General features: G+C 35.5%; 17 protein-coding genes. 9 read left to right on the forward strand and 8 right to left on the reverse strand.

The genetic code is table 11. From position 1 onward, the window contains the following. Position 1: 1 nt before the first annotated feature. Genes HQN83_RS15950 through HQN83_RS15965 form a run of 4 tightly spaced genes read right to left on the reverse strand, consistent with a single transcriptional unit; the run spans position 2 to position 4851 of the window. Complete coding sequence (locus HQN83_RS15950) at positions 2-1654, reverse strand: restriction system-associated AAA family ATPase (protein WP_173091315.1); 1653 nt, start codon at positions 1652-1654, stop codon at positions 2-4. Continuing rightward, complete coding sequence (locus HQN83_RS15955; protein WP_173091316.1) at positions 1651-3066, reverse strand: restriction endonuclease subunit S; 1416 nt, start codon at positions 3064-3066, stop codon at positions 1651-1653. Before HQN83_RS15955 ends, HQN83_RS15950 begins: the two co-directional genes overlap by 4 nt. 1 nt (position 3067) lies before the next feature. Continuing rightward, positions 3068-4651 carry a class I SAM-dependent DNA methyltransferase gene (locus tag HQN83_RS15960; protein ID WP_173091317.1) on the reverse strand — a complete coding sequence of 528 codons (1584 nt, stop codon included), beginning with the start codon at positions 4649-4651 and terminating at the stop codon, positions 3068-3070. A 2-nt stretch (positions 4652-4653) separates the two neighbouring features. Further along, positions 4654-4851, reverse strand: coding sequence for a helix-turn-helix domain-containing protein (locus tag HQN83_RS15965; RefSeq protein WP_173091318.1), 198 nt, complete (start codon positions 4849-4851; stop codon positions 4654-4656). A gap of 212 nt (positions 4852-5063) precedes the next feature. Between HQN83_RS15965 and HQN83_RS15970 the strand changes: the two genes are divergently transcribed. From HQN83_RS15970 to HQN83_RS15995, 6 genes are all read left to right on the forward strand, one after another. Further along, positions 5064-6074 carry a hypothetical protein gene (locus HQN83_RS15970; RefSeq protein WP_173091319.1) on the forward strand — a complete coding sequence of 337 codons (1011 nt, stop codon included), beginning with the start codon at positions 5064-5066 and terminating at the stop codon, positions 6072-6074. An 88-nt stretch (positions 6075-6162) separates the two neighbouring features. Continuing rightward, on the forward strand, positions 6163-6675 hold the full coding sequence (locus HQN83_RS15975) for a helix-turn-helix domain-containing protein (protein WP_173091320.1): 513 nt from the start codon (positions 6163-6165) through the stop codon (positions 6673-6675). Between the two features lie 411 nt (positions 6676-7086). After that, positions 7087-7359 (forward strand): helix-turn-helix domain-containing protein, encoded by a 273-nt coding sequence (locus tag HQN83_RS15980; protein ID WP_173091321.1) that lies wholly within the window; start codon positions 7087-7089, stop codon positions 7357-7359. Then, positions 7349-7654, forward strand: a complete 306-nt coding sequence (locus HQN83_RS15985; protein WP_173091322.1) for a hypothetical protein — start codon at positions 7349-7351, stop codon at positions 7652-7654. Before HQN83_RS15980 ends, HQN83_RS15985 begins: the two co-directional genes overlap by 11 nt. A 3-nt stretch (positions 7655-7657) precedes the next feature. Then, on the forward strand, positions 7658-8206 hold the full coding sequence (locus HQN83_RS15990) for a BfmA/BtgA family mobilization protein (RefSeq protein WP_173091323.1): 549 nt from the start codon (positions 7658-7660) through the stop codon (positions 8204-8206). A gap of 4 nt (positions 8207-8210) precedes the next feature. After that, positions 8211-9191: a DUF5712 family protein gene (locus tag HQN83_RS15995; protein ID WP_173091324.1), complete on the forward strand. Its 981-nt coding sequence runs from the start codon at positions 8211-8213 to the stop codon at positions 9189-9191. Positions 9192-9668: 477 nt separating this feature from the next. On the opposite strand, the gene HQN83_RS16000 is transcribed toward HQN83_RS15995, so the two are convergent. Both HQN83_RS16000 and HQN83_RS16005 read right to left on the reverse strand, forming a co-directional pair. Further along, a complete protein-coding gene (locus HQN83_RS16000) occupies positions 9669-10370 on the reverse strand; it encodes a LytR/AlgR family response regulator transcription factor (RefSeq protein WP_173091325.1) in 702 nt (233 codons plus the stop codon). Beyond that, positions 10367-11449, reverse strand: a complete 1083-nt coding sequence (locus HQN83_RS16005; protein ID WP_173091326.1) for a sensor histidine kinase — start codon at positions 11447-11449, stop codon at positions 10367-10369. Before HQN83_RS16005 ends, HQN83_RS16000 begins: the two co-directional genes overlap by 4 nt. A 191-nt stretch (positions 11450-11640) precedes the next feature. Between HQN83_RS16005 and HQN83_RS16010 the strand changes: the two genes are divergently transcribed. Both HQN83_RS16010 and HQN83_RS16015 read left to right on the forward strand, forming a co-directional pair. Beyond that, on the forward strand, positions 11641-13323 hold the full coding sequence (locus HQN83_RS16010) for a S41 family peptidase (protein WP_173091327.1): 1683 nt from the start codon (positions 11641-11643) through the stop codon (positions 13321-13323). A gap of 563 nt (positions 13324-13886) precedes the next feature. Continuing rightward, positions 13887-14714 (forward strand): ligand-binding sensor domain-containing protein, encoded by an 828-nt coding sequence (locus HQN83_RS16015; RefSeq protein ID WP_217277401.1) that lies wholly within the window; start codon positions 13887-13889, stop codon positions 14712-14714. Between the two features lie 103 nt (positions 14715-14817). On the opposite strand, the gene HQN83_RS16020 is transcribed toward HQN83_RS16015, so the two are convergent. After that, positions 14818-15996 (reverse strand): erythromycin esterase family protein, encoded by a 1179-nt coding sequence (locus tag HQN83_RS16020; protein ID WP_173091328.1) that lies wholly within the window; start codon positions 15994-15996, stop codon positions 14818-14820. 231 nt (positions 15997-16227) lie between these two features. Here HQN83_RS16020 and HQN83_RS16025 point away from each other — a divergent pair, with 231 nt between their 5' ends. Then, on the forward strand, positions 16228-18408 hold the full coding sequence (locus tag HQN83_RS16025) for a S41 family peptidase (protein ID WP_173091329.1): 2181 nt from the start codon (positions 16228-16230) through the stop codon (positions 18406-18408). 139 nt (positions 18409-18547) lie between these two features. Here the strand turns inward: HQN83_RS16025 and HQN83_RS16030 are convergent, their stop codons facing one another. Then, complete coding sequence (locus HQN83_RS16030) at positions 18548-18961, reverse strand: helix-turn-helix domain-containing protein (protein WP_173091330.1); 414 nt, start codon at positions 18959-18961, stop codon at positions 18548-18550. Positions 18962-19019 lie beyond the last annotated feature (58 nt).

Below are 19019 nucleotides of genomic sequence, written 5' to 3' on the forward strand. Positions count from 1 at the left end.
ATTATTTCTCTAACTGATTAAGTTTTGCAAATAGTAATATTTTCTCCATTGAGTCCCCAAGATGATTTGTCTTGTTCTTTAATTCAGTAACTTGTGCCTTTGTTAATGATTTTTTATTCTTTATCTCAACTTGTATTTTATCAATTTCATCTTTTGATTTGTCGCCAATGGTATTGTTTTTTTTGAAAACATTTTCCATTATTATATCAATTGAAGTTCCATAAGTTCTGAATCCCATTTGTTGTGCGCTTATAGGCTGTTTACCCTTCTCAAATACAATCACTTTATCTGGAAAGCAATCTGAAATGATAAAAGGAGAATGAGATGTAATTAAAATATCTTTCATCATATTATTACTGCCACTTTCTTCTAAACTCTTTTGTAATATCTGAACAAACTTTGATCGCCAGTCGGGATTAAAATGTGTTTCTGGTTCATCTAAAAGAAGTAATGTTGTCTTATCTCTAAGCATAAGACAAATACCTAGTGTATGAAGAAACTGCTGTTCTCCATCGGAGAGATTTTTCATTAATAAAAGAGATACCTCTTTTGTGATTTTATCCTCCTTTTCAATATAATAATCCAAAAAGTAAAAAACCTTATCTTCTGGAGAAGGATTAGGGACTTTACCATCTGTATAAAATCCTTTTGATTCGTAAACGTCACTTTTAATGCCTTCTGAAACCATTTTGTAATTCAGTGTATAAAGAATTTGAAAGGCTCTAAATAATTCAAAAATACCATCTTCAAAATTCAATTTAAAAGCGTCTTTAGTCTTAGGGTTGATCCAAAAATCCAATATTATATGATCTTTATCTTCATAGTATGAAGTTGAACAGCTCTTGAATTTATCAATAACAGTCTGATACCTGCTCAAAATACCTATACTATCTTCAGGATGAAGATTTAAGTTCATCCTAAATCTTTTTATATCTTTTATACCTAGTTCAGTATGTAAAGGATCTAAAACTTTTTGATCCTGAAATATATAATTTGAAAGCAATACTGCTTGGCTCATCTCGTAGTCAATATAAATTAAGCTGCTTTCTGGTTCGTTATAAGCCAGTTTGTTTTTAACAGCTTCATAATACTCATCAAAATGAATTAATCGTGTTTTTAAAAAAGGAATACTTAAAATCTCGTTTTCTCCAGATGAATAACCAACTATTAGGTCAGGTAAGTATTTTTTTGCTTCCGCTTGTATTTTAGAGTACTTTTCAGCAACTACTGTAACAGGTATCGGTTTACTATCAAAAGGAAATGGTTGATGTTGCATCACAGGAATCTCGTTTTCTTTTTTAGTGACTGTTACCAATGTTAAGTCATTGACCTCTTTTGAGAAACCTTTATCTCTCTGGATATAATATTGCAATTTAAAAGCTGAGGGTTTTGCGCTCGAAGGGTCGAATGTAGTAATAAACATTTCAGGTTGGCTAACGTTAGCACAACATTCTATATGATAAAAAATATTAGCTAATACCTCTAATACGTTTGATTTTCCACTTCCGTTCAGTCCAGCAAAGCAAAATGGATGGAAGTGCTTCCAATCTTGCGTGGAATGGTTTAGATTATCGTAAGGAATTCTAAATTGAAGCTTAAATCCACTTTTTATGCTTCCATATTGTGAATCAATTTCGAGGGATAACAATTTCATCGTTTGATTTTTAGTACAATGTTTTTATCCACAAGGGTTTGTTCAAGTGAATTCTCTTCTAACAATTTAAGGACAATTTTGTATGCTTCATCGTATTTTTCGAAAGATGTAAATCGGGATTGATTTTTATTCATCCAATCGATAAGAATATTCAGCCTCTTTTTTTCTTTAATCTCATTTAAACTAAGATTGGCAACAAGGTCTTCGAAAAATAGATTTTCATCTATTTGAACATTTTCTATGAATGCACTTTGCAATGTTGACCTGAAAATCGTTTCTAAATAATTCAGTGATAGATGTAAACAGTCCTTTAGAGACTCCAATTGAATATAAAGCTGTTCGTGTTTTATTTGTAAATCGCCTGGTGGGATCAGTATTTTTTGTTTTAAGAGAGTTGTTGCACTAATATTCGCTAAATTTCCAGAAAGTCGTGCTTTATTTTTTAATACCTTCTTGCCAAACTCTGAATTAAAATAACTATTAAAAAAATAAGGTCTTAAAATACTTTCGTCAAGTTCAAGGCGTATTAAGTAACCTGCAAAAACATAACCAGGGCCATTATTCCATACAGCTGTTTTTCCAACCAAGTCGGGACTATTGGTTCTGTTGAATAAAATGTTTCTATTCTTTATTTCATAGCGTTGAAAATCTTCCTCGCTTATTTCTACATTTTTGAGCTCAGTTAAATCTATATTTCCAATATAAGTTAGGTTATTCATCCTAACCATTGAATATCCATTTTTGTCAATATTTGATTTGGTGGCTAATCCATACATGGAACTTATCACCGCTTCAGATTCCCGAAGACTGACATATTTCCATTTTTTTGAATCTACATTCTCTAGAAAAAGCTCCAAGAACGCTGCTTGTTTAATCTTCTCGATAATGCTGATAGATTCGATTCGTAAATCTATTGTTCGTTGTATGTTATTTAGGTATGAAACAAAATTCTGCTGATCTTTTAATTCTTTTGGAAATTTTACATTAATTTTCCGGAGTAACTTATTGTTTAAAATTGAAATGACAGATTTATTTGCTTTATTAGATAGTACGTTTTTGTTCAGTTTTATCCAGTAATAAAAAAGTTCAGGAAGTATTTTATTCCTATCTACTAGAACGCCAGTTGTCTGATCATTTGAAGCGGCTGGCTTTTCTATGTATGCAACCTTACCAATGTCACCTTTAGTACCAATTATGACTGTTTCTTTTTGATGCAGAAAGACATGCTTGTCAGTAATTGCAATATTTGATAGTTTGCGAGTTGTGCTCTCTATAACTTTTCTGCCATCTAAATCTGTCGGCGTAATCCAATTTATCTCATCATTAAAATATTCTGCCTTTTCCGATGGTGGTGTTTTACCTGTACGGATAGTAAGAGCTAAGTCTTTAATGGTATATTCAATAAATTCCATTCTATAAATTATTTAATTCGGACAAGCCATTAGATATTTCCACCTCAAGCTTCTTAAGTTTTTCTAGAAGTGAAGTTGTAGATTCAAAGTCTTGCGATTCATAAATAAACTCTTTATATAGATTGAAATTCAGTTCGTAATCATTTTCAATTATCTCTGATATAGGAACATTGAAATGTTCAAGTTTTCTATCCGTTTGATTACTTGATTTTCTTTCTTTCCATTGTTCGATTGTATCAAGAAGTGGCGTATCAATCTTTCTTCTCCTAGCATTATCTAAGGTGTAGCCGTCAGATTGCATTCCATAAAACCAAACGTCTACGCTTTGTAACTCATTTTCTGGATTCCTCAATTTCCTTTTTTGAAATATCAATATTGAAGTCTTAACACCTGTATAGGGAAGAAATGTACCACTAGGTAGAGATATAACACCTTCCAAAGTACAATCAGTCAAAAGTAATTTCCGAATAGATTGATGAGTTTTACCAGAATTAAATAAAACACCTTCAGGAACAATAACACATGCTTTGCCCCCTTCTTGAAGCATATATATAATCCTTTCAAGAAAAAGTAATTCCGACTGGACTGTTATTGACTTCCTGTTGCTATTCTCATCCAGTTTTGGTGGATATATTCTATCTAAATTGTCGCTAATCCTCTTACTGTCAACTTTCCCAGTAAAAGGTGGATTAGCTAATATATATTTGTAAATACCTTCAATTTTTTTGTCATTAAGTAATACTTCTTTTTTTAATTTCAATCTATTTATTTCTATTTCTTCATAGTCATTAGATAATGAATCGACATGTACAATATTGGGTATAGTTATCCCATGCATCATTAAATTCATGACACCTATTCTAACCATTGTATAATCCAGATCAAAACCGTAAAATGTGTTTTCTTCTAGAATTCTTCGTTTTTCAACATCAAGTTTTCTACCATCCACACCTCTAAGTAACCCATCATCATTTATTTCTTTGTTATCAGAATACTTAGAAATAAGGTATTGATATGCCCCAACTAGAAAGCCGCCAGATCCAGAAGTAATGTCGCAAATTTTACCATCGATGTCTGGATCCAAAATCTCTGCCATCATGCTAATGATATGCCTTGGCGTACGAAATTGACCATTTTTACCAGCCTCACTAGTCTGTTGTAACAAGTGCTCATATACATCACCTTGAATATCTTGAAAGTAATGTTTTTTGTTTTCTATTTCTTCATCTATTTCCTTGTAGATATCATCTATGTACAAGATCGCGTCTTTAAGTAGTGACGAGCTGTTGATCTTAAAAACGGCATCGTCCATTGCTACTGCAAATGGATCATTTTCTTCTCCAAGCTTATTTTTAATAAATGCGAAAACAACGTTTTTTATATGACTTGTTAACTTTTTTTCCTCAAATTTTGTATACACGCTCCACTTCAGTTCATTTGCAATTTCAGGCCTAAAAACCTCTAATCTTTTCATGAAAAGTAAATATGAGATTTGTTCTATCGCCTCAATTGGATTTGATAGACCTCCCGCCCATAACCTATCCCATAATGTTTGTACTTTACTTTTTATTTCAGCTGTAAGCATTTTTATTTTTTTTTATTAGAGACAATTAAATCTTTCACATCAACATCTAATATATTTGCAATTTCATTAAGAATTTCAAGACTAGGCTGTCTTCGATTTTGGACATAAGCATTCACCATATTATAACTCTTTGCTAATCTTTCCGATAGCCAAGTTTGTTTGATTCCTTTTTGTTCCAGCACTTCTTTGATGCGATTCATTGCTTCAATGATTAGAGCCAAATATAATAATTAGTTTATAGGAATATCATATAATGAGATATTTATAGTTCTTATAATGATTGAAACCAATTATCAGTCTAGCCCCCAATTGAGATATGCCAATGCTTTTATGGAGTGAAATTAGAATATTGTTAGCTTATACTTTAAAAGATTAGTTATTTTTAGATTTGACTTATTTTAAGTAAATGAATATGAGGAATCTAGCTTCTTTTTTAATCAATCTACAGACTTTTAAACTCCGCATCATAACTAAGGCCGAATTGAAAAGCCCAATTAAAGAAGATGGACAGAAACAAGCTTATAGCCTTACCCATCAAACACAGTATTATGATTCATTTAGTTATAAAAGTGAAATTAGGGTATTAAAAGACATGGCATTGGTCGATCTGCTATCTCTTAATGACATTAGTTTAAAAAGAGGATTAGACCAGCTCAAAAAATTGAAGAATAGGTTTAAACTATTATGGTCAAATTTCCAAAAAAGTTACAGGGAATTACAGACAGAATATCCACGTAATTATATCTTTTCAATTGGCCTTGATCATTTATTTATTGTAAAAAACCTACAACCTGATCACAGCGATATTTTTATTGGAGATGAATTTGTAGAGAGCCTGAATGATTCTGTCAAAATCAGGGAAAAATTTTTAACCGAGCTGATTAACGAAATCGAAGAAATATTATATCCCCATGAAACATTCGAGGAATTTAGTGCAAGGATGAAAAATCAGGAACCGAGCAAAAATGCAAGTGAAAATATATCGGATAAAATTCCGTATAATGAAGATGCAGGCATGCCAAAATTCAGCGAACAGTTCACAAGTGACTTCCTCCAAGTGATGAAAAGCTATTTTTCAGAAACGCATCATATACAGCTTACTACATTAATCAACACTAATACCCAGCCTGAAAATCAACTCATCTTTAGAGGTAATGGTAACCAACTTGCAGATGCCTTTAAACAGCTTTATGAAGCCAACCTGATTGCAGGTTGTAAAAAATCCGATCTCGAAAAATGGATTGCCAAGCACTTTTTATATGCTACTGGAGATGTACCAAAAGAATATACAGAGGGTTGGTTAAGCTCCATCATCTCTACCGACACCAAATTTTGTAAATCTCCGATAATAGAGGTTAGAATAAAAGATAAGATGCCTACTATTGTTCCGACTGTCAGAAACAAAAAAAACAGTAAATACTAGTAGGGAAACGGTAAGGATGCGGTTTAACCTATTGTAACCGTACAAAACAAGCTTGTACCATTGCAGTATCAAAATAAAAATACTACATATGAGGTACACATTCGAACAATTGCCGGAAGCCATCAGCATCTTACACGAAAAGGTTGACAGCATTAAAGACCTGTTAATAGAAAACCAACAAGGGCAACATTCGCACCATTCCGATTTAATGACCATCGGGCAGGCTGCTGAATTTATCAACCTTTCCGTACCCACTCTCTACACTAAAGTAAGTCGAAGGCAAATCCCTGTAAACAAGCGTGGAAAAAGACTTTATTTCTCTAAAGATGAATTATCTGCCTGGATAAAATCGGGCAGAAAGGGAATTCTTGAAGAAACTCCAAGAGACATTAAAGCATCTGGTACAGACCAGTTGCTGAACGCCAGAGAGGCAGCCAAGCTAATCAACTACAGAAGACCTACGCTTTATGGTCTTGTCAGACAGAACAAAATCCCTTATTCCAAAACAGCAGGCAAACTGCTGTTCTCCCGTAATAAGTTACTGGAATGGGTCGGCCAGTACAAAGGCGAACCAAAGGACGAAAGTCCCCCTGTGAAATAGGCTACATATCCAGCTATGGTATGTACCTGGTTTATATATCGCGATATATAGTTACATCGGGAAAAGCACTCGATATCCTGCTGATACAAGAGCCTGTTATGCCTAGTTTTTTGTATTACAAAAACTAGGCATGCAGAACTTTAGACAGTGCTAAGGAACCCTTAGTTAAGCGGTAGAACGGCGCTCCCTGAAGTCAGCCCCTTATTCGGGGGCTGAGCAAGCCGAAGTTGGGCAGAGCCCTACTTTGCTTGCCCCACACTAGCGCCAGTGGGGTTTGCTGTATACTCCGGGTATACAGCGAGGCAGGCAGAGCCTTGCCAAAGGCGTTTTGCGTATACATCGCTGTATACCGCAAAACAGGCATTAAACCATGCCATTTTTAAAATATTTTAAACGAGAAAGGAGCATTACATGAGATTAGACATCATCACCAAAGAGGATTTACAACAGTTCAAGACCGAATTGTTCACCGAACTAAAAGACATCATCGGGCAGAAAAAAGAGACTAACGAAAGGCAATGGCTCAAAAGTGCCGAGGTCAGGAAAATGCTGAACATATCTGCGGGTACGTTACAAAACCTGCGCATTATCGGGACTTTGCCATTCCGCAAGATCGGGGGCAGTATGTATTATAACAGGTCAGTGATCGAGAAAATAATAGAAGGAGATATGTATGAGAAATAATTTAAATTTACAGAATCACCCACTAAGTAATTACTTTGAACGTCTGGCAACAGACCCACGCTTATTTTCTTCGCACATTGCACTGTTTGCGGCATTGTTTTACTTTAGTAATGATAAGTGTCCCTGCTTGTCCTTTCAGGTCAGCAGGCCAAAGTTAATGCGTTTTTCACGCATCAAATCTATTGCAACATATCATAAGAATATTAGCGATCTGGTGCACTATGGGTACATTGAGTACAACCCCTCATGGCATCCTTTAAAGGGTACTCGCGTTAGGTTGATCATTGAAAACTAAGCTATGGAGGACAACGGCATCAAATCTATTCGTTATCCGGTTGAGGCAGACGAAAAACTGGCAAAACTTGCCCTGAAACTAGGGCGAAGCAAAAAACTGCTTTTCATGCAGATGATAGATTATTTCTATAAGAGCAAGAAAGACCCTGCAGACCTGAACGATGAATTGCTGAAAAAAGAATTGGTAAATGGTGTAAACCGTATCATTTCTTCTATCCGCAGGCAGGAAAGCGATTTCCTGCTCCCTCTCATTACCGATACTGCAAAACTGCTCCAGATTGCCCTTAATAATAACAAGTACCTGAACGGGCTTAGCGTATATGCCCTTGATGATGAAAAAAAGATCAAGGATATTATTTATCGTATGGGACTGCTGGATAAGGCCGTCAGCAGAATACATACTTATTATGAGGAAAAAGCACTGCTGAAAATCCGTTTCAGGAAGATAATGGAGCATTACATTACCCAGCGGGAAACATTTGGTTGGCCTGTTTCCAGCGCAAAGAAAGAGGAACTGCAAAGTCACGTAAGGCAATCGCTTGAAAACCTGTAGCATCATGTTTATCAATATTACACCATCGGCAACGGGGGACAATAAAGGAAGTAGCGGGGCGCTGGTCAATTATCTGGAAAAGGAAAACCACCTGCAAATTGAAAAAGGCTGGGGATATGGGCAGGAAAATTGGTTCAACGGTTCCGGGAATGAAATTCCCCGTCAGGAAGTCAGAGCAAAGATCGACCGCAATATCCGTAAATTGGGCCGTAATGAAAGTAAGTTTTTCCTGATCAATATCAGCCCCAGTCAAAAGGAAATCGCACATCTGATAAACAGATATGGTGAACCGGGCGCAAAGGAAAAGCTAAAGGATTATGCCGTAAAGGCAATGGATGAATACGCCCGTAATTTTAAAAGAACCGGTATCGAAAGCCATAAAGACCTGCTCTGGTTTGGTAAGTTCGAAAATTTCCGTTACTACTCGCATAAGGATAAAGCAGTGAAGAATGGGACAAGGCAAAAAGGTGAACGCAAGGAAGGAAAACAGATGCACATCCAAATTATAGTAAGCCGTAAGGATATTACCAATACCATAAAATTAAGCCCTGAAAACAACTCAAAGGGAAAGAATGTAGCACATTCAGCAAAGCTTGGGCAGTTCAATAGGAATGCTTTTAAACAGTCGGGAGAGAATTTGTTTGACGATTTTTTTGATTTCGACCGGGGACTGAAAGATACCCTAAAATACGCCAATACCATGAAAAATGGGACTGTCCAGCAAAAAGCGCAGATGCAGTTATTAAACGAGATCTTCCAACAAGATGCCGTTCAAAACCACATCATTGATGGTTTTAGTAAAGATGTGGTTAACGGAGCATTTGAAAGTGTGGGACAAATGGTTGCTTCTATGGCACCGTCAGGACTAAGTTTACTTGATATTCTACTGGAACCTGTTTATGAAGTGCCACAAGTAAATCCAATGGAGCTACCAAAACGTAAAAAGAAAAAAGGTATAGATCAAAGTCATGGTTTTCACCGATAAGATGATTATTTTGCCCGGCTTATTTATCACGATAATAGTAAATTAGAACATAAAAAAACTGGAGCAAAGTCTTTAGAAAATTTTTACTCCGGTAAAGTGCTCCCCGGTGTACTCCGAACACACCAATTTCTTAACAATTTGAGGATTGTTGCAGATGTGAAAAGATATATTTAAGCCATGAGAAATACGCGACTACGGTTCCAAAAACCCTGAATTTCCTTCAAAAATTTAAGAGAAAATGACAGCATGAAGTGACTTCCATATGGGGGATTTGGGAGGTCAGGATTTTCCATCTGGGATTTATCCTTAAAGTATCTCTGACTTTACAATAAAATCTCCTACCACAATCGGTTTTGTGTAACTAATATCTGTAAGTGTTTATTGTCATACTCATTTCCCGCACACAAAGCTGACTTTGTAAACAATCTCACATTACACTTGAACCTTCGTTTTATTTTAATAGTGATCTTATAAATCTCATGCTTTATTATTTCCTATGTTCCTCATTACACCATCTTTGAAAGTCGGTCCGATTGGTAAGTTAATGTTATTAATGTGTACATAATTACCTTCAATAAATTGGATCCTACTAATGTTAATGATGGTCGATCTATGTATGCGAATAAAGGTGGAGTTTGGCAGCAAAGTAAGCATTTTACTCATTACCATATATGTAACATAAGTATTATGGTGCGTATGAACCTTCAAGTAGTCGCCTAAAGCCTCAATATATATAATTGACAACAGTTCAATCTTTACCAAGCGTCGGTCAACTTTAAGAAAAACACTACCCGTCTCGGAAGTAGCCTGACTTTCTAAAGTGACATTTGTAGAACTGCCAATTTTTCGCACCGTTTTGAGGAATCTTTCAAAAGTCACAGGCTTTACCAAGTAATCAGTAGCTTCTACTTCAAAGGCATCAACAGCATATTGAGTATAAGCAGTTATAAAAACAACCATTGGCGATACTTTTAGAGACTTAATAAAATTTAAGCCATTGATGCCAGGCATCTCAATATCTATGAAAATTACATCCACCCTATGCTCGTGCAACGCAACAAATGCCTCAGCCGCGTTTTGATAACTTCCTAGGCTAAGCATCCCTGGCACCTGATCTATATATGAGGATATCAGTTCTCTCGCAAGCGGTTCATCATCAACTACAATACAATTTATCATACATTTAGTCGAATAGTTATATTTACAGTAAAAGTGTCATTCTCATCATAGATGAGTAATTCGTGGCTATCAGGATATAGTAAATTAAGGCGCTTGCGAACATTTACTAAGCCAATGCCGCTTTGTGTTCTTTTAAAGCTTCGGTCTTCCTGTAATTTAGGATTAGAGGCTTGAAAAATCAATTCGTCATCGTCTACAGTCAACACCAATTTGACCCATTTGTCAGATATATCCTGATGAACTGTATGTTTAAAAGTATTTTCAATCAGCGGTAAAAATAGTAAAGGTTCTATCTCAACCTGATCAATATTCCCTTGAGTCTCGAAACTAATTATATCAGTTTGCGTGTGTCTCAAATTTTCTAAGCTAATATAGCTTTTGATGAAGTCCACTTCCTGCCGAAGTGGGACCTTTTCGCGGCTAGTATCATAAAGCATGTACCTCATAATTCCTGAGAGATCGTTGATCATTAAAGGGGTTTTAGGAGAATTTTGTACACTTAAAGAATATAAGTTATTAATTGTATTAAAAAAGAAATGTGGATGAACTTGTGATTTAAGCTGATTCAATTCAATTTTAAGTTTTTCCATTTCCAGTGACGATAATAAGTGTTGGTTCTTAAATAGTAGCTTAATTACATATAAGGAAGAACCTGCCAACAGAATAAGAAAAGTATATCCAATATTAGTATTAAAGTAACCTTGTGTAAAATCCCAAGGACGAGCGCCACTGATGTTTTCCCTATAAGCTTCGAAAATAAATGGCATCGCCATAACTGCGCCAATACCTAATCGCTCGCTCAATCCGTAAAGAGCTATATAAAAGGGCATTAGTGCGAAAAATAACAAATAGCGCTTTTTTCCAACAGTATGTGGAAGATATAATCTGTAAAATAAAATGATGACAGGAAGTTGTAATATACTTACGGTTACATAACCAAGTGAATTGGGAATTTTATCCTGACTCCAGGTTTGAAGGCCAACTGCAAAGGGACTTAGTATACCAATAATAGATAAATATAATAATTCAGCAATGTTGCCTTTTTGCTTATAATTTAAGTTTTCGAAAGAAATTAGCATCGTACAATTTACGCTTTCTTATTAGGAACTAAATAGCTTTTCGATGAATAGACCATATTGCTCGTTGAATAGTAAGTCGGGGATTTCAACCTGTACAAATGTAGATTGATCGAATAAATTTACTAGTTGTAATTACATATTGCAGATTTGAATCATACAATATGGTCTTTCATTAAATATCCAATCATCGTATGAACCCCTTTAGAAACTTAAAAATTTATCATGCTAGCTTGTTGATACTTCTGTTTAGTTCAAGCGTGTCCGGTCAAAGCAAAATTGAAAAGATTGAAATTTTCACTAAAATATGGGGGTTTCTAAAATACCACCATCCGACCGTAGCTACTGGCAATATAAACTGGGATTCAGTGTATGTAAATAACATATTGAAGATCAGTACGAATCTATCTAACGCTTCCTTTAATACTCGTGTACTTTCCCTAATTAACAACTTAGGTCCTATTGAAAAAAATGCGGCCACAACATTAACTGATACACTATTTGATAAAAACTATAACCTAAAATGGTTAAAAAGTAGTCACATACTTAAAATCAATGTCAAAACTAAGTTGATGGAAATATACACCTATCGTAATCAGGGAGAAAATAAATATATAAAGTTGGCAAATTTAACTGCTGACTATAGCGGTGAAAGTAAATACGAAAGCATGGCTTTCCCGAATGAAGAATATCGTCTACTTTTTTTAGCTCGATATTGGAACGCGATTAACTATTTCGCACCCTACAAATACGTAATCGGAGAAGACTGGGGTAACATATTAAGCAGGTTTATACCTGGGATGATTAGTGTAAATGATTCAGTTGATTATTACAAGTTGTTGCTCCAACTTTCTGTTTCACTGAACGATGGTCATTCACAAGTTGCCTCGGCAGATAATAATGACAAGATAAATAATTTGTTATTTGGTAAATATACCGCCCCAATTTATTCAGACATCGCAGATGGAAAAATCATCGTGCGGAAAGTGCAGAAGGATTCTTTAAATCAAATCAATATAAAAAGAGGTGATATGATATTAAGTGTTGATGATGAACCTATTTTTAAAAGGATGAAACGAATTATCAAATATATCTCAGCGTCCAATAAAGTTACGAAAACTAAGTACCTTACTTGGACTTTCTTTAACACACACAATGAATATCAAAGGATTAGAGCAAAAAGAGGTAGTCAGATAATCGAGGTAAAAATAAAATGCATTTTAAGTTCGAAAAGAGATTGGGAGGAACTTACAAATTATACTAATAATGAAACTGGCTATAAATCAATCGGAAATTCGATTGCTTACGTATATGCCTGGCAGATGTGGAAAGGCAATATGGACACTATAAAAGCATTAATAAAAAGCAAAAAGGCGGTAATATTTGATGTTCGCAATTATCCCCGCTCTGATTACTTTTATAACATCTTTGATATTTTCTTCAAGAAGCCAACAGCCATAAACCAAACACTGTGCATTTCCATAAATAATCCCGGGCATTTTCAATGGAAATTATCACCTAAGATAGGCAATACCAACCCAACGCCGTATAGTGGTAAGGTGTTAATCCTAACTGATGAAAGGAGCCAAAGTCAGGGAGAATATTCCGTTATGTGTCTTCAGACGATTCCTAACTCAGTTACTATCGGAAGTCAAACAGCAGGTGCAGATGGTGCAGTTACAAGCATTCCGATGGGTGGGAAACTGTCAATTACCTATTCAGGATATGGGATATTCTACCCTGATAAAAAACCTACTCAAAGACGTGGAATCAAAATAGACATCCAAGCAAAGAAAACAGTTGAGAGTATTAGTAAAAATGAGGATGTTGCGCTCCAAAAAGCATTGGATTTTTTGAAGAAAAATGGTATTAATTAAATGACGTTATTTGCCACCTTGATTAGTAATAACGTACTAATTCCCTTACACGAATACCTTCGTTTTTTTGTACCGCTAAAAGTTTGTCAATAAGTAAATAACAAACAATTGAAAATTCCCGAAGGTAAAAAGTTAAAAATATCGTTCCAACATTATCTCATTTTAAACCTTTACTTTTTGCGTCAATAACTTCGTCTATTCGGAGAATGTTATTACAAGCATGTTAATGATTGCGTTAGCAAAGTCCTGGGTATCAGTCAAAATTTTTATTTACAAAATTTACATTTTTATTTACAATCAAAATCCCCCTTCCAAATGATATCAAAGTAATTTCGGGGGATCGATTTGACAGGTTAAAATAAATACAACTGTGCACTTATGAAATACCCACACATTTATCCGATGTTCCTGATGCTTGTCTTTTACATTTCTTGTAAAGGACAAAACAAAACAAAATAAACGAAACAAAACATAACATCAAGTCCGAAACTAAAGATACAGTCACTTCCTATGGGCCTCCTGGGCAGGTTCGTAATAAAAAAAATGGGAGCAACGGGATCATCTTGATTGCCTCATGGCAGGGTATTTTTCGGTACGATGGAAAATCATTTACTAACCTAACAAGTAAAATAGGCCCGCACAGATTCTGGGATGTTCTGGAAGATCGCCGTGGTAATCTTTGGATAGCTTCTAATACCTCTGGCGTTTATTATTACGATGGGAAATCCTTTCAACATTTTACCACCAATGAGGGACTTGTTGATAATCGGGTTATGTCTATTCATGAAGATAAAGCCGGCATCATTTGGTTCGGAACTATGGGTAGTTTAAGCCGTTACGATGGGAAATCTTTTCGAAATTTCACGTCGAAAGAAGGACTTCCAAATAGTAATATTTTTACTGTCATGGATGACAAAACTGGGAAATTATGGATTGGCACAAGTGGCAAGGCCTTCGTTTATGACGGAAAAGCATTTACCACATTAACCAATAAAGGCAAAGCTTTTAACAACGTTTGGTCCATAATTGAAGATAAAAAAGGCAATATTTGGCTTGGTGCCGATGGTCTTTGGCGCTACGACGGTACCACCTTTACTAAGGTATCGCAACGGGGTGTTTATGCCATAATCGAAGATAAAAAAGGGAATATCTGGACTACGGGTGTAGTAAATCCTAATGGGCTTGGTGTCTGGGCACTTTCCCGTTATGATGTAAAGACCTTGAACAATAAAAAGCCCGCTGTGACAGAAATTTCGTCAGGAGAAGCAGGTGCTTTTTTGGCGATTAGGGAAGCTAACGATGGAAGTATTTGGATTGGTGCAAGTGATGGAGTATATCGTTATGATGGAAAGACCATCATGGACTTTAAAAGTAAGGACGGGCAGCAATAATAAATCAGCAAAGTTCTGTAATAATTTAACTAAATGAAATCCACAATACAATCAATGCATTACACCAAAACCTTCGTTTTTATGTAATGGTAAAAGTAATCTGTCATTTAATCATTCTTGCTGGACTAACTCCTTTAAGTACAATCAGTGCATCAAAAGGGAGACCCTCCTTTCTTTTTTGACTTAATAGGTAGTAAGTCCCAACTACATCTATGCAGTTTAGATTGATATCAGATGTGGTTTTTTTAAAGTCTTTTTTAAACAGCAAAAAGCTCTTTGTAAACTTTTTGTCTTTTGCATAATTATTTACAAACGATTGCTTTTTGGAACTAAATGTGTTAGGTAAATAAACAGATTTATTTGTACCAGGCTCTTGTTTTCTAACCATCACTTCAGCAGATCCAAAGAAATCTGTTGCAATCATGTAATAGGCAGTTCTATAATATGAATTTAAATAAGATCCCAAATTACGATTTTCTTCCCGTGTGCTGATACTTTTCATTAGATGATTGTTGTGTGCCCAAACCACTGATAGATGTCCATCGGACAGCAACTTAACATTTTCAGACATGCAACTATCCCGCATCAAAGGGCTCCATTTAACATTTTGCATAAGGTACGAAGCCTTGGCCGCTTTTATGTCATAGTCGAAGTTCAGAAAATTGTTTTCGGTTATTTTAGGATGTGGTTGGCTTTTATCATTCAGCATCCAGGCTCCTACCTGATGGAGTAATGCTGTATCTGGGATTTTCCCTTTTAAGCTTAACAAAGAATTTGCTGCATCTTTATCGGCCGGCGTTACATATGTTGTTATTATATAATCTATGGGAGGAAAAATCGTTGGACTGATATCAATCCCTCTCAACTGGACTTTCACTTTATTAGACAAATTATGTTTTTTAATCATCATACATAATTTAACTATTTCTTCTGTTCGGTATGAACTGTTTAAATTAAGAAGTATCAATGACCTGGCCGCCTCATCCGAGTAGGCTTTGTCTTCAAGCAAATAATAATTAATGTACCTAAACATGATATCAGGAAATTCAAAAAGGACCATTTCTACCCCCTTATTTTCAATTAGGTATTTGATAATATCATTTTTTATCTCAAATACCTCCCGGGCTCCATGTGTAAATTCACCTAAACCAATCACCCGAGTGGATTTGTTAATCTCCTGATTCAGGAGAGATCTATCCCAATCTATATTTGTGTCACTCGGATCAAAGTAAAAAAGAGTATCTAAATCTTGCGCCATAATAGGGGCAGCAGATAAAATCATGCAGCAAATTAAAAGCAAGAATCTAGTAAGTTTTACGTTTACACTTTTCATTGTTAGAGGTCATCAATTTAGTTAGCAAAAAGCATTCAAAATGCAGTAATCATTATATCCATCTGTGTAATATTCGCTTGTTCATAAAAATAATGCAAAAATCTTGATGCAAATACTTATCGGATCTTTTTAACAAAGATTAACACCTTAGTCTTGTCACTTGTGCTTAATTTCGTTTGTATGAACGCAATCCAACTTAGGTCTTTCCTCACTTTATTGCTAATTTCTACCTATAGTATTGTTTCAGCACAAACGCTCAAACAGAAAGAAAAGAACCTCAAAGCATTCACCGAACTATATGGTTATGTCCGTTTTTTTCATCCCTCAGACGAAGCAACTAAGATTAATTGGTTTTTATATTCTTTGTATGGTGTCCATCGAGTAATGTCTGCCCAAAATGACCGACAGCTAATAACTGAGTTAAAGGCGTTAATGTTGCCAATTGCACCATCGGTCATTATAGATAGTATTCCTATACCCAAACCTAGGGTTTTGAGTAAAATTATTCCGGAACAGGTAATGAATTACAAGCTGGTAAACTGGGTTCATAAGGGTTTATCTTTGCCTAATGGCTCACCAGTCTACAAAAGTCAAAGAAATAATAGAGATACAATCGAGACGAACTACATCGACTATCCTTTATCTACGATCAAATTAGACGCAACGATTGATGGTTCTTATGACTTTACTGTGGAAGTGACAGGAGACGAAACTGATTGTTACCAGAACAATCTATTTATCGCAGCCTTTGATGGTTTTGAGCGACTCAAAAACAAGTCAAATACAAACAAAATCACTGGAAAAACAATTCGATACAGATTCCAGGGAAATCTTCCCAAGGGAGAGAAGAATGTCAATTTTACGCTAAGAGTCCCCAAATACAGGATTGTTAGGATAAATAAACCTAACATTCAAATTTTCTCTGGAGAAAGCAAGAGAACATTCGACTTTAAAGCGCCATTCGAGGAGAAAAATACTGCTGTAAATATCGTTTTGAGTATTGCTGAGGATAAAAAATTCTATTTTACAAAACCTGCCTCGATTTCACAGATTACTTCTTTAAAACTGGCTAAGAATATTTATGCCGCTATTCCACATACCCTTTATGCGACAAAGAGCGCTACTTACCCTCAGTCTGATACCCTGTCACTCATGGCCTTTAAAAATAAGATCAAAGATTATTGGTTGAAAAAACCGAAAGAACATAGTGAGGAGGCTAGACTAGCAAACCTGGTCATTACTTTATCAGTCCTTAAATTTGCTTTCCCCTATTGGGATGATACGAATACCAATCCTGAAAAATTATTTTCTTTCTTATTTGCCAGAACTGCAGGAAATAAAAGTCATCAAGATTTTTTGGAGACACTAGGATTGATGGCTGCCCAATTAAATGATGGCCACATGGGAATTAGTTATTCCGGTCCGGATCGGATAGAGATGAAATCGGTTGCTATAGAATCCGAGATAATTGACGACAAAATCTATGTCAAACATGTTTTAGATTCCTCATTGATGAATATACCAGTTGGTAGCATTATTGATTCTATCGATGGCGAATCTGCGCAGAATACATTTTATTCCAAGTTCAGGCTTATTTCAGGTTCCCCCCAATGGAGAAGTTATAAATCCCTCCTAGGATTATTTGATAGTTTTTCTGATTCCCTAAAGCTTATAATCAATGACAATGGCAGTCACAAGATTTTCAAAATCTCGAGACTGAGTACATCTCAAGAGTATCGTCCGGTAGCTTTACCGGCATATCTTCCTAAAGACGGTCAAATCTCAGACAATATTTATTATTTCAACCTCACAGGCGATTCTGTGATGAAAAACATCAACACCTCTTTATCCAAGTTAGAATATGCCAGGTCAATAATTTTCGATATGAGAGGCTATCCAAAAGAGGACGTCAGAGCCCTCTTGGGTCATTTGCTTCGATGTTCAGAACACACAAAATGGATGCATGTTCCAATATTAAACCCAGATAACAGCAAAAAAGATTTCGAAAGTAGTGGATGGAATCTAGGGCCTAAAGTCCCCTACTTTCATGGTAAGATTATCTTCCTTTCCGATGCCTGCGCAATGAGTCAATCTGAAAGTATCTTAGGTTACGTTAAAGGATTAAAATTAGGAACAATTATTGGCAAAACAACAGCAGGTACGAATGGAGATGTGCAGACTATTAATTTATTTGATGACTTCCGAGTCTTTTTTACGGGATCGAAAGTTACCAACGCCGATGGCTCAAAAAGCCATGACAAAGGAATAATACCGGATATAAACGTACATTCCACTGTGTCTGGTCTAAAGAAAGGAAGCGATGAAGTGCTCGAAAAAGCTTTGGAGTTTGCAAAAAAATAAGTAAAACCAATCGAATAAATTTTGAACTTCACGCACTATCTGTTTATTACATCTAAACCTTTGTTTTTATGTAATGCGGTATTTTATGATCAAAAATCACTAATCTTATTAAGCTAATAAAAAGTTAAACCAGGAAAATTTACTTTTCGTTATTTGTGCCTTTAAGTAATTCTACCTTTTCACGTTCGCTTTGAAGCAATCGTTCATAGAGTTCGACTATCTTTTCAACTGTATTGAATGTAGGCTGATAATTTAAGGAACTTGCTATCAATGTAGAGTTATCACTGCTCGTATTATGGAAAGTATTTGAAATAATATTGAAAACAGCCTCATCGGAGTATCCTTTGATAGCCTCGGAGGATACGCCCAAAACTACAGCAATCTTTTCTAAAGTTGAATCTTCAATCTCCTCACTTTGTTCCAGTTTGCTAATGGCCTGCTGGCTAATGCCCAGTTCAGTCGCAAGCGCTTCCTGCTTCATGCCACGCAGTTCACGGATTCGGCTTATTTTTCTACCAAGATGCATTTTGTTAGTTTTTTCTGAGGTTTCCATGTCCAAATATATTTAAAATTTTCCGACAGTTAAAAACAACCTAAGACTTGTATTTAAC

The organism is Pedobacter foliorum (genome assembly GCF_013266735.1).
Lineage (GTDB): Bacteria > Bacteroidota > Bacteroidia > Sphingobacteriales > Sphingobacteriaceae > Pedobacter > Pedobacter foliorum.

Excerpts from the sequence above, each read along its gene's own strand:
- HQN83_RS15950 (WP_173091315.1), bottom strand. The coding sequence starts at position 1,654 with ATGAAATTGTTATCCCTCGAAATTGATTCACAATATGGAAGCATAAAA.
- HQN83_RS15955 (WP_173091316.1), bottom strand. The coding sequence starts at position 3,066 with ATGGAATTTATTGAATATACCATTAAAGACTTAGCTCTTACTATCCGT.
- HQN83_RS15960 (WP_173091317.1), bottom strand. The coding sequence starts at position 4,651 with ATGCTTACAGCTGAAATAAAAAGTAAAGTACAAACATTATGGGATAGG.
- HQN83_RS15965 (WP_173091318.1), bottom strand. The coding sequence starts at position 4,851 with ATGAATCGCATCAAAGAAGTGCTGGAACAAAAAGGAATCAAACAAACT.
- HQN83_RS15970 (WP_173091319.1), top strand. The coding sequence starts at position 5,064 with ATGAGGAATCTAGCTTCTTTTTTAATCAATCTACAGACTTTTAAACTC.
- HQN83_RS15975 (WP_173091320.1), top strand. The coding sequence starts at position 6,163 with ATGAGGTACACATTCGAACAATTGCCGGAAGCCATCAGCATCTTACAC.
- HQN83_RS15980 (WP_173091321.1), top strand. The coding sequence starts at position 7,087 with ATGAGATTAGACATCATCACCAAAGAGGATTTACAACAGTTCAAGACC.
- HQN83_RS15985 (WP_173091322.1), top strand. The coding sequence starts at position 7,349 with ATGAGAAATAATTTAAATTTACAGAATCACCCACTAAGTAATTACTTT.
- HQN83_RS15990 (WP_173091323.1), top strand. The coding sequence starts at position 7,658 with ATGGAGGACAACGGCATCAAATCTATTCGTTATCCGGTTGAGGCAGAC.
- HQN83_RS15995 (WP_173091324.1), top strand. The coding sequence starts at position 8,211 with ATGTTTATCAATATTACACCATCGGCAACGGGGGACAATAAAGGAAGT.
- HQN83_RS16000 (WP_173091325.1), bottom strand. The coding sequence starts at position 10,370 with ATGATAAATTGTATTGTAGTTGATGATGAACCGCTTGCGAGAGAACTG.
- HQN83_RS16005 (WP_173091326.1), bottom strand. The coding sequence starts at position 11,449 with ATGCTAATTTCTTTCGAAAACTTAAATTATAAGCAAAAAGGCAACATT.
- HQN83_RS16010 (WP_173091327.1), top strand. The coding sequence starts at position 11,641 with ATGAACCCCTTTAGAAACTTAAAAATTTATCATGCTAGCTTGTTGATA.
- HQN83_RS16020 (WP_173091328.1), bottom strand. The coding sequence starts at position 15,996 with ATGATTTTATCTGCTGCCCCTATTATGGCGCAAGATTTAGATACTCTT.
- HQN83_RS16025 (WP_173091329.1), top strand. The coding sequence starts at position 16,228 with ATGAACGCAATCCAACTTAGGTCTTTCCTCACTTTATTGCTAATTTCT.
- HQN83_RS16030 (WP_173091330.1), bottom strand. The coding sequence starts at position 18,961 with ATGGAAACCTCAGAAAAAACTAACAAAATGCATCTTGGTAGAAAAATA.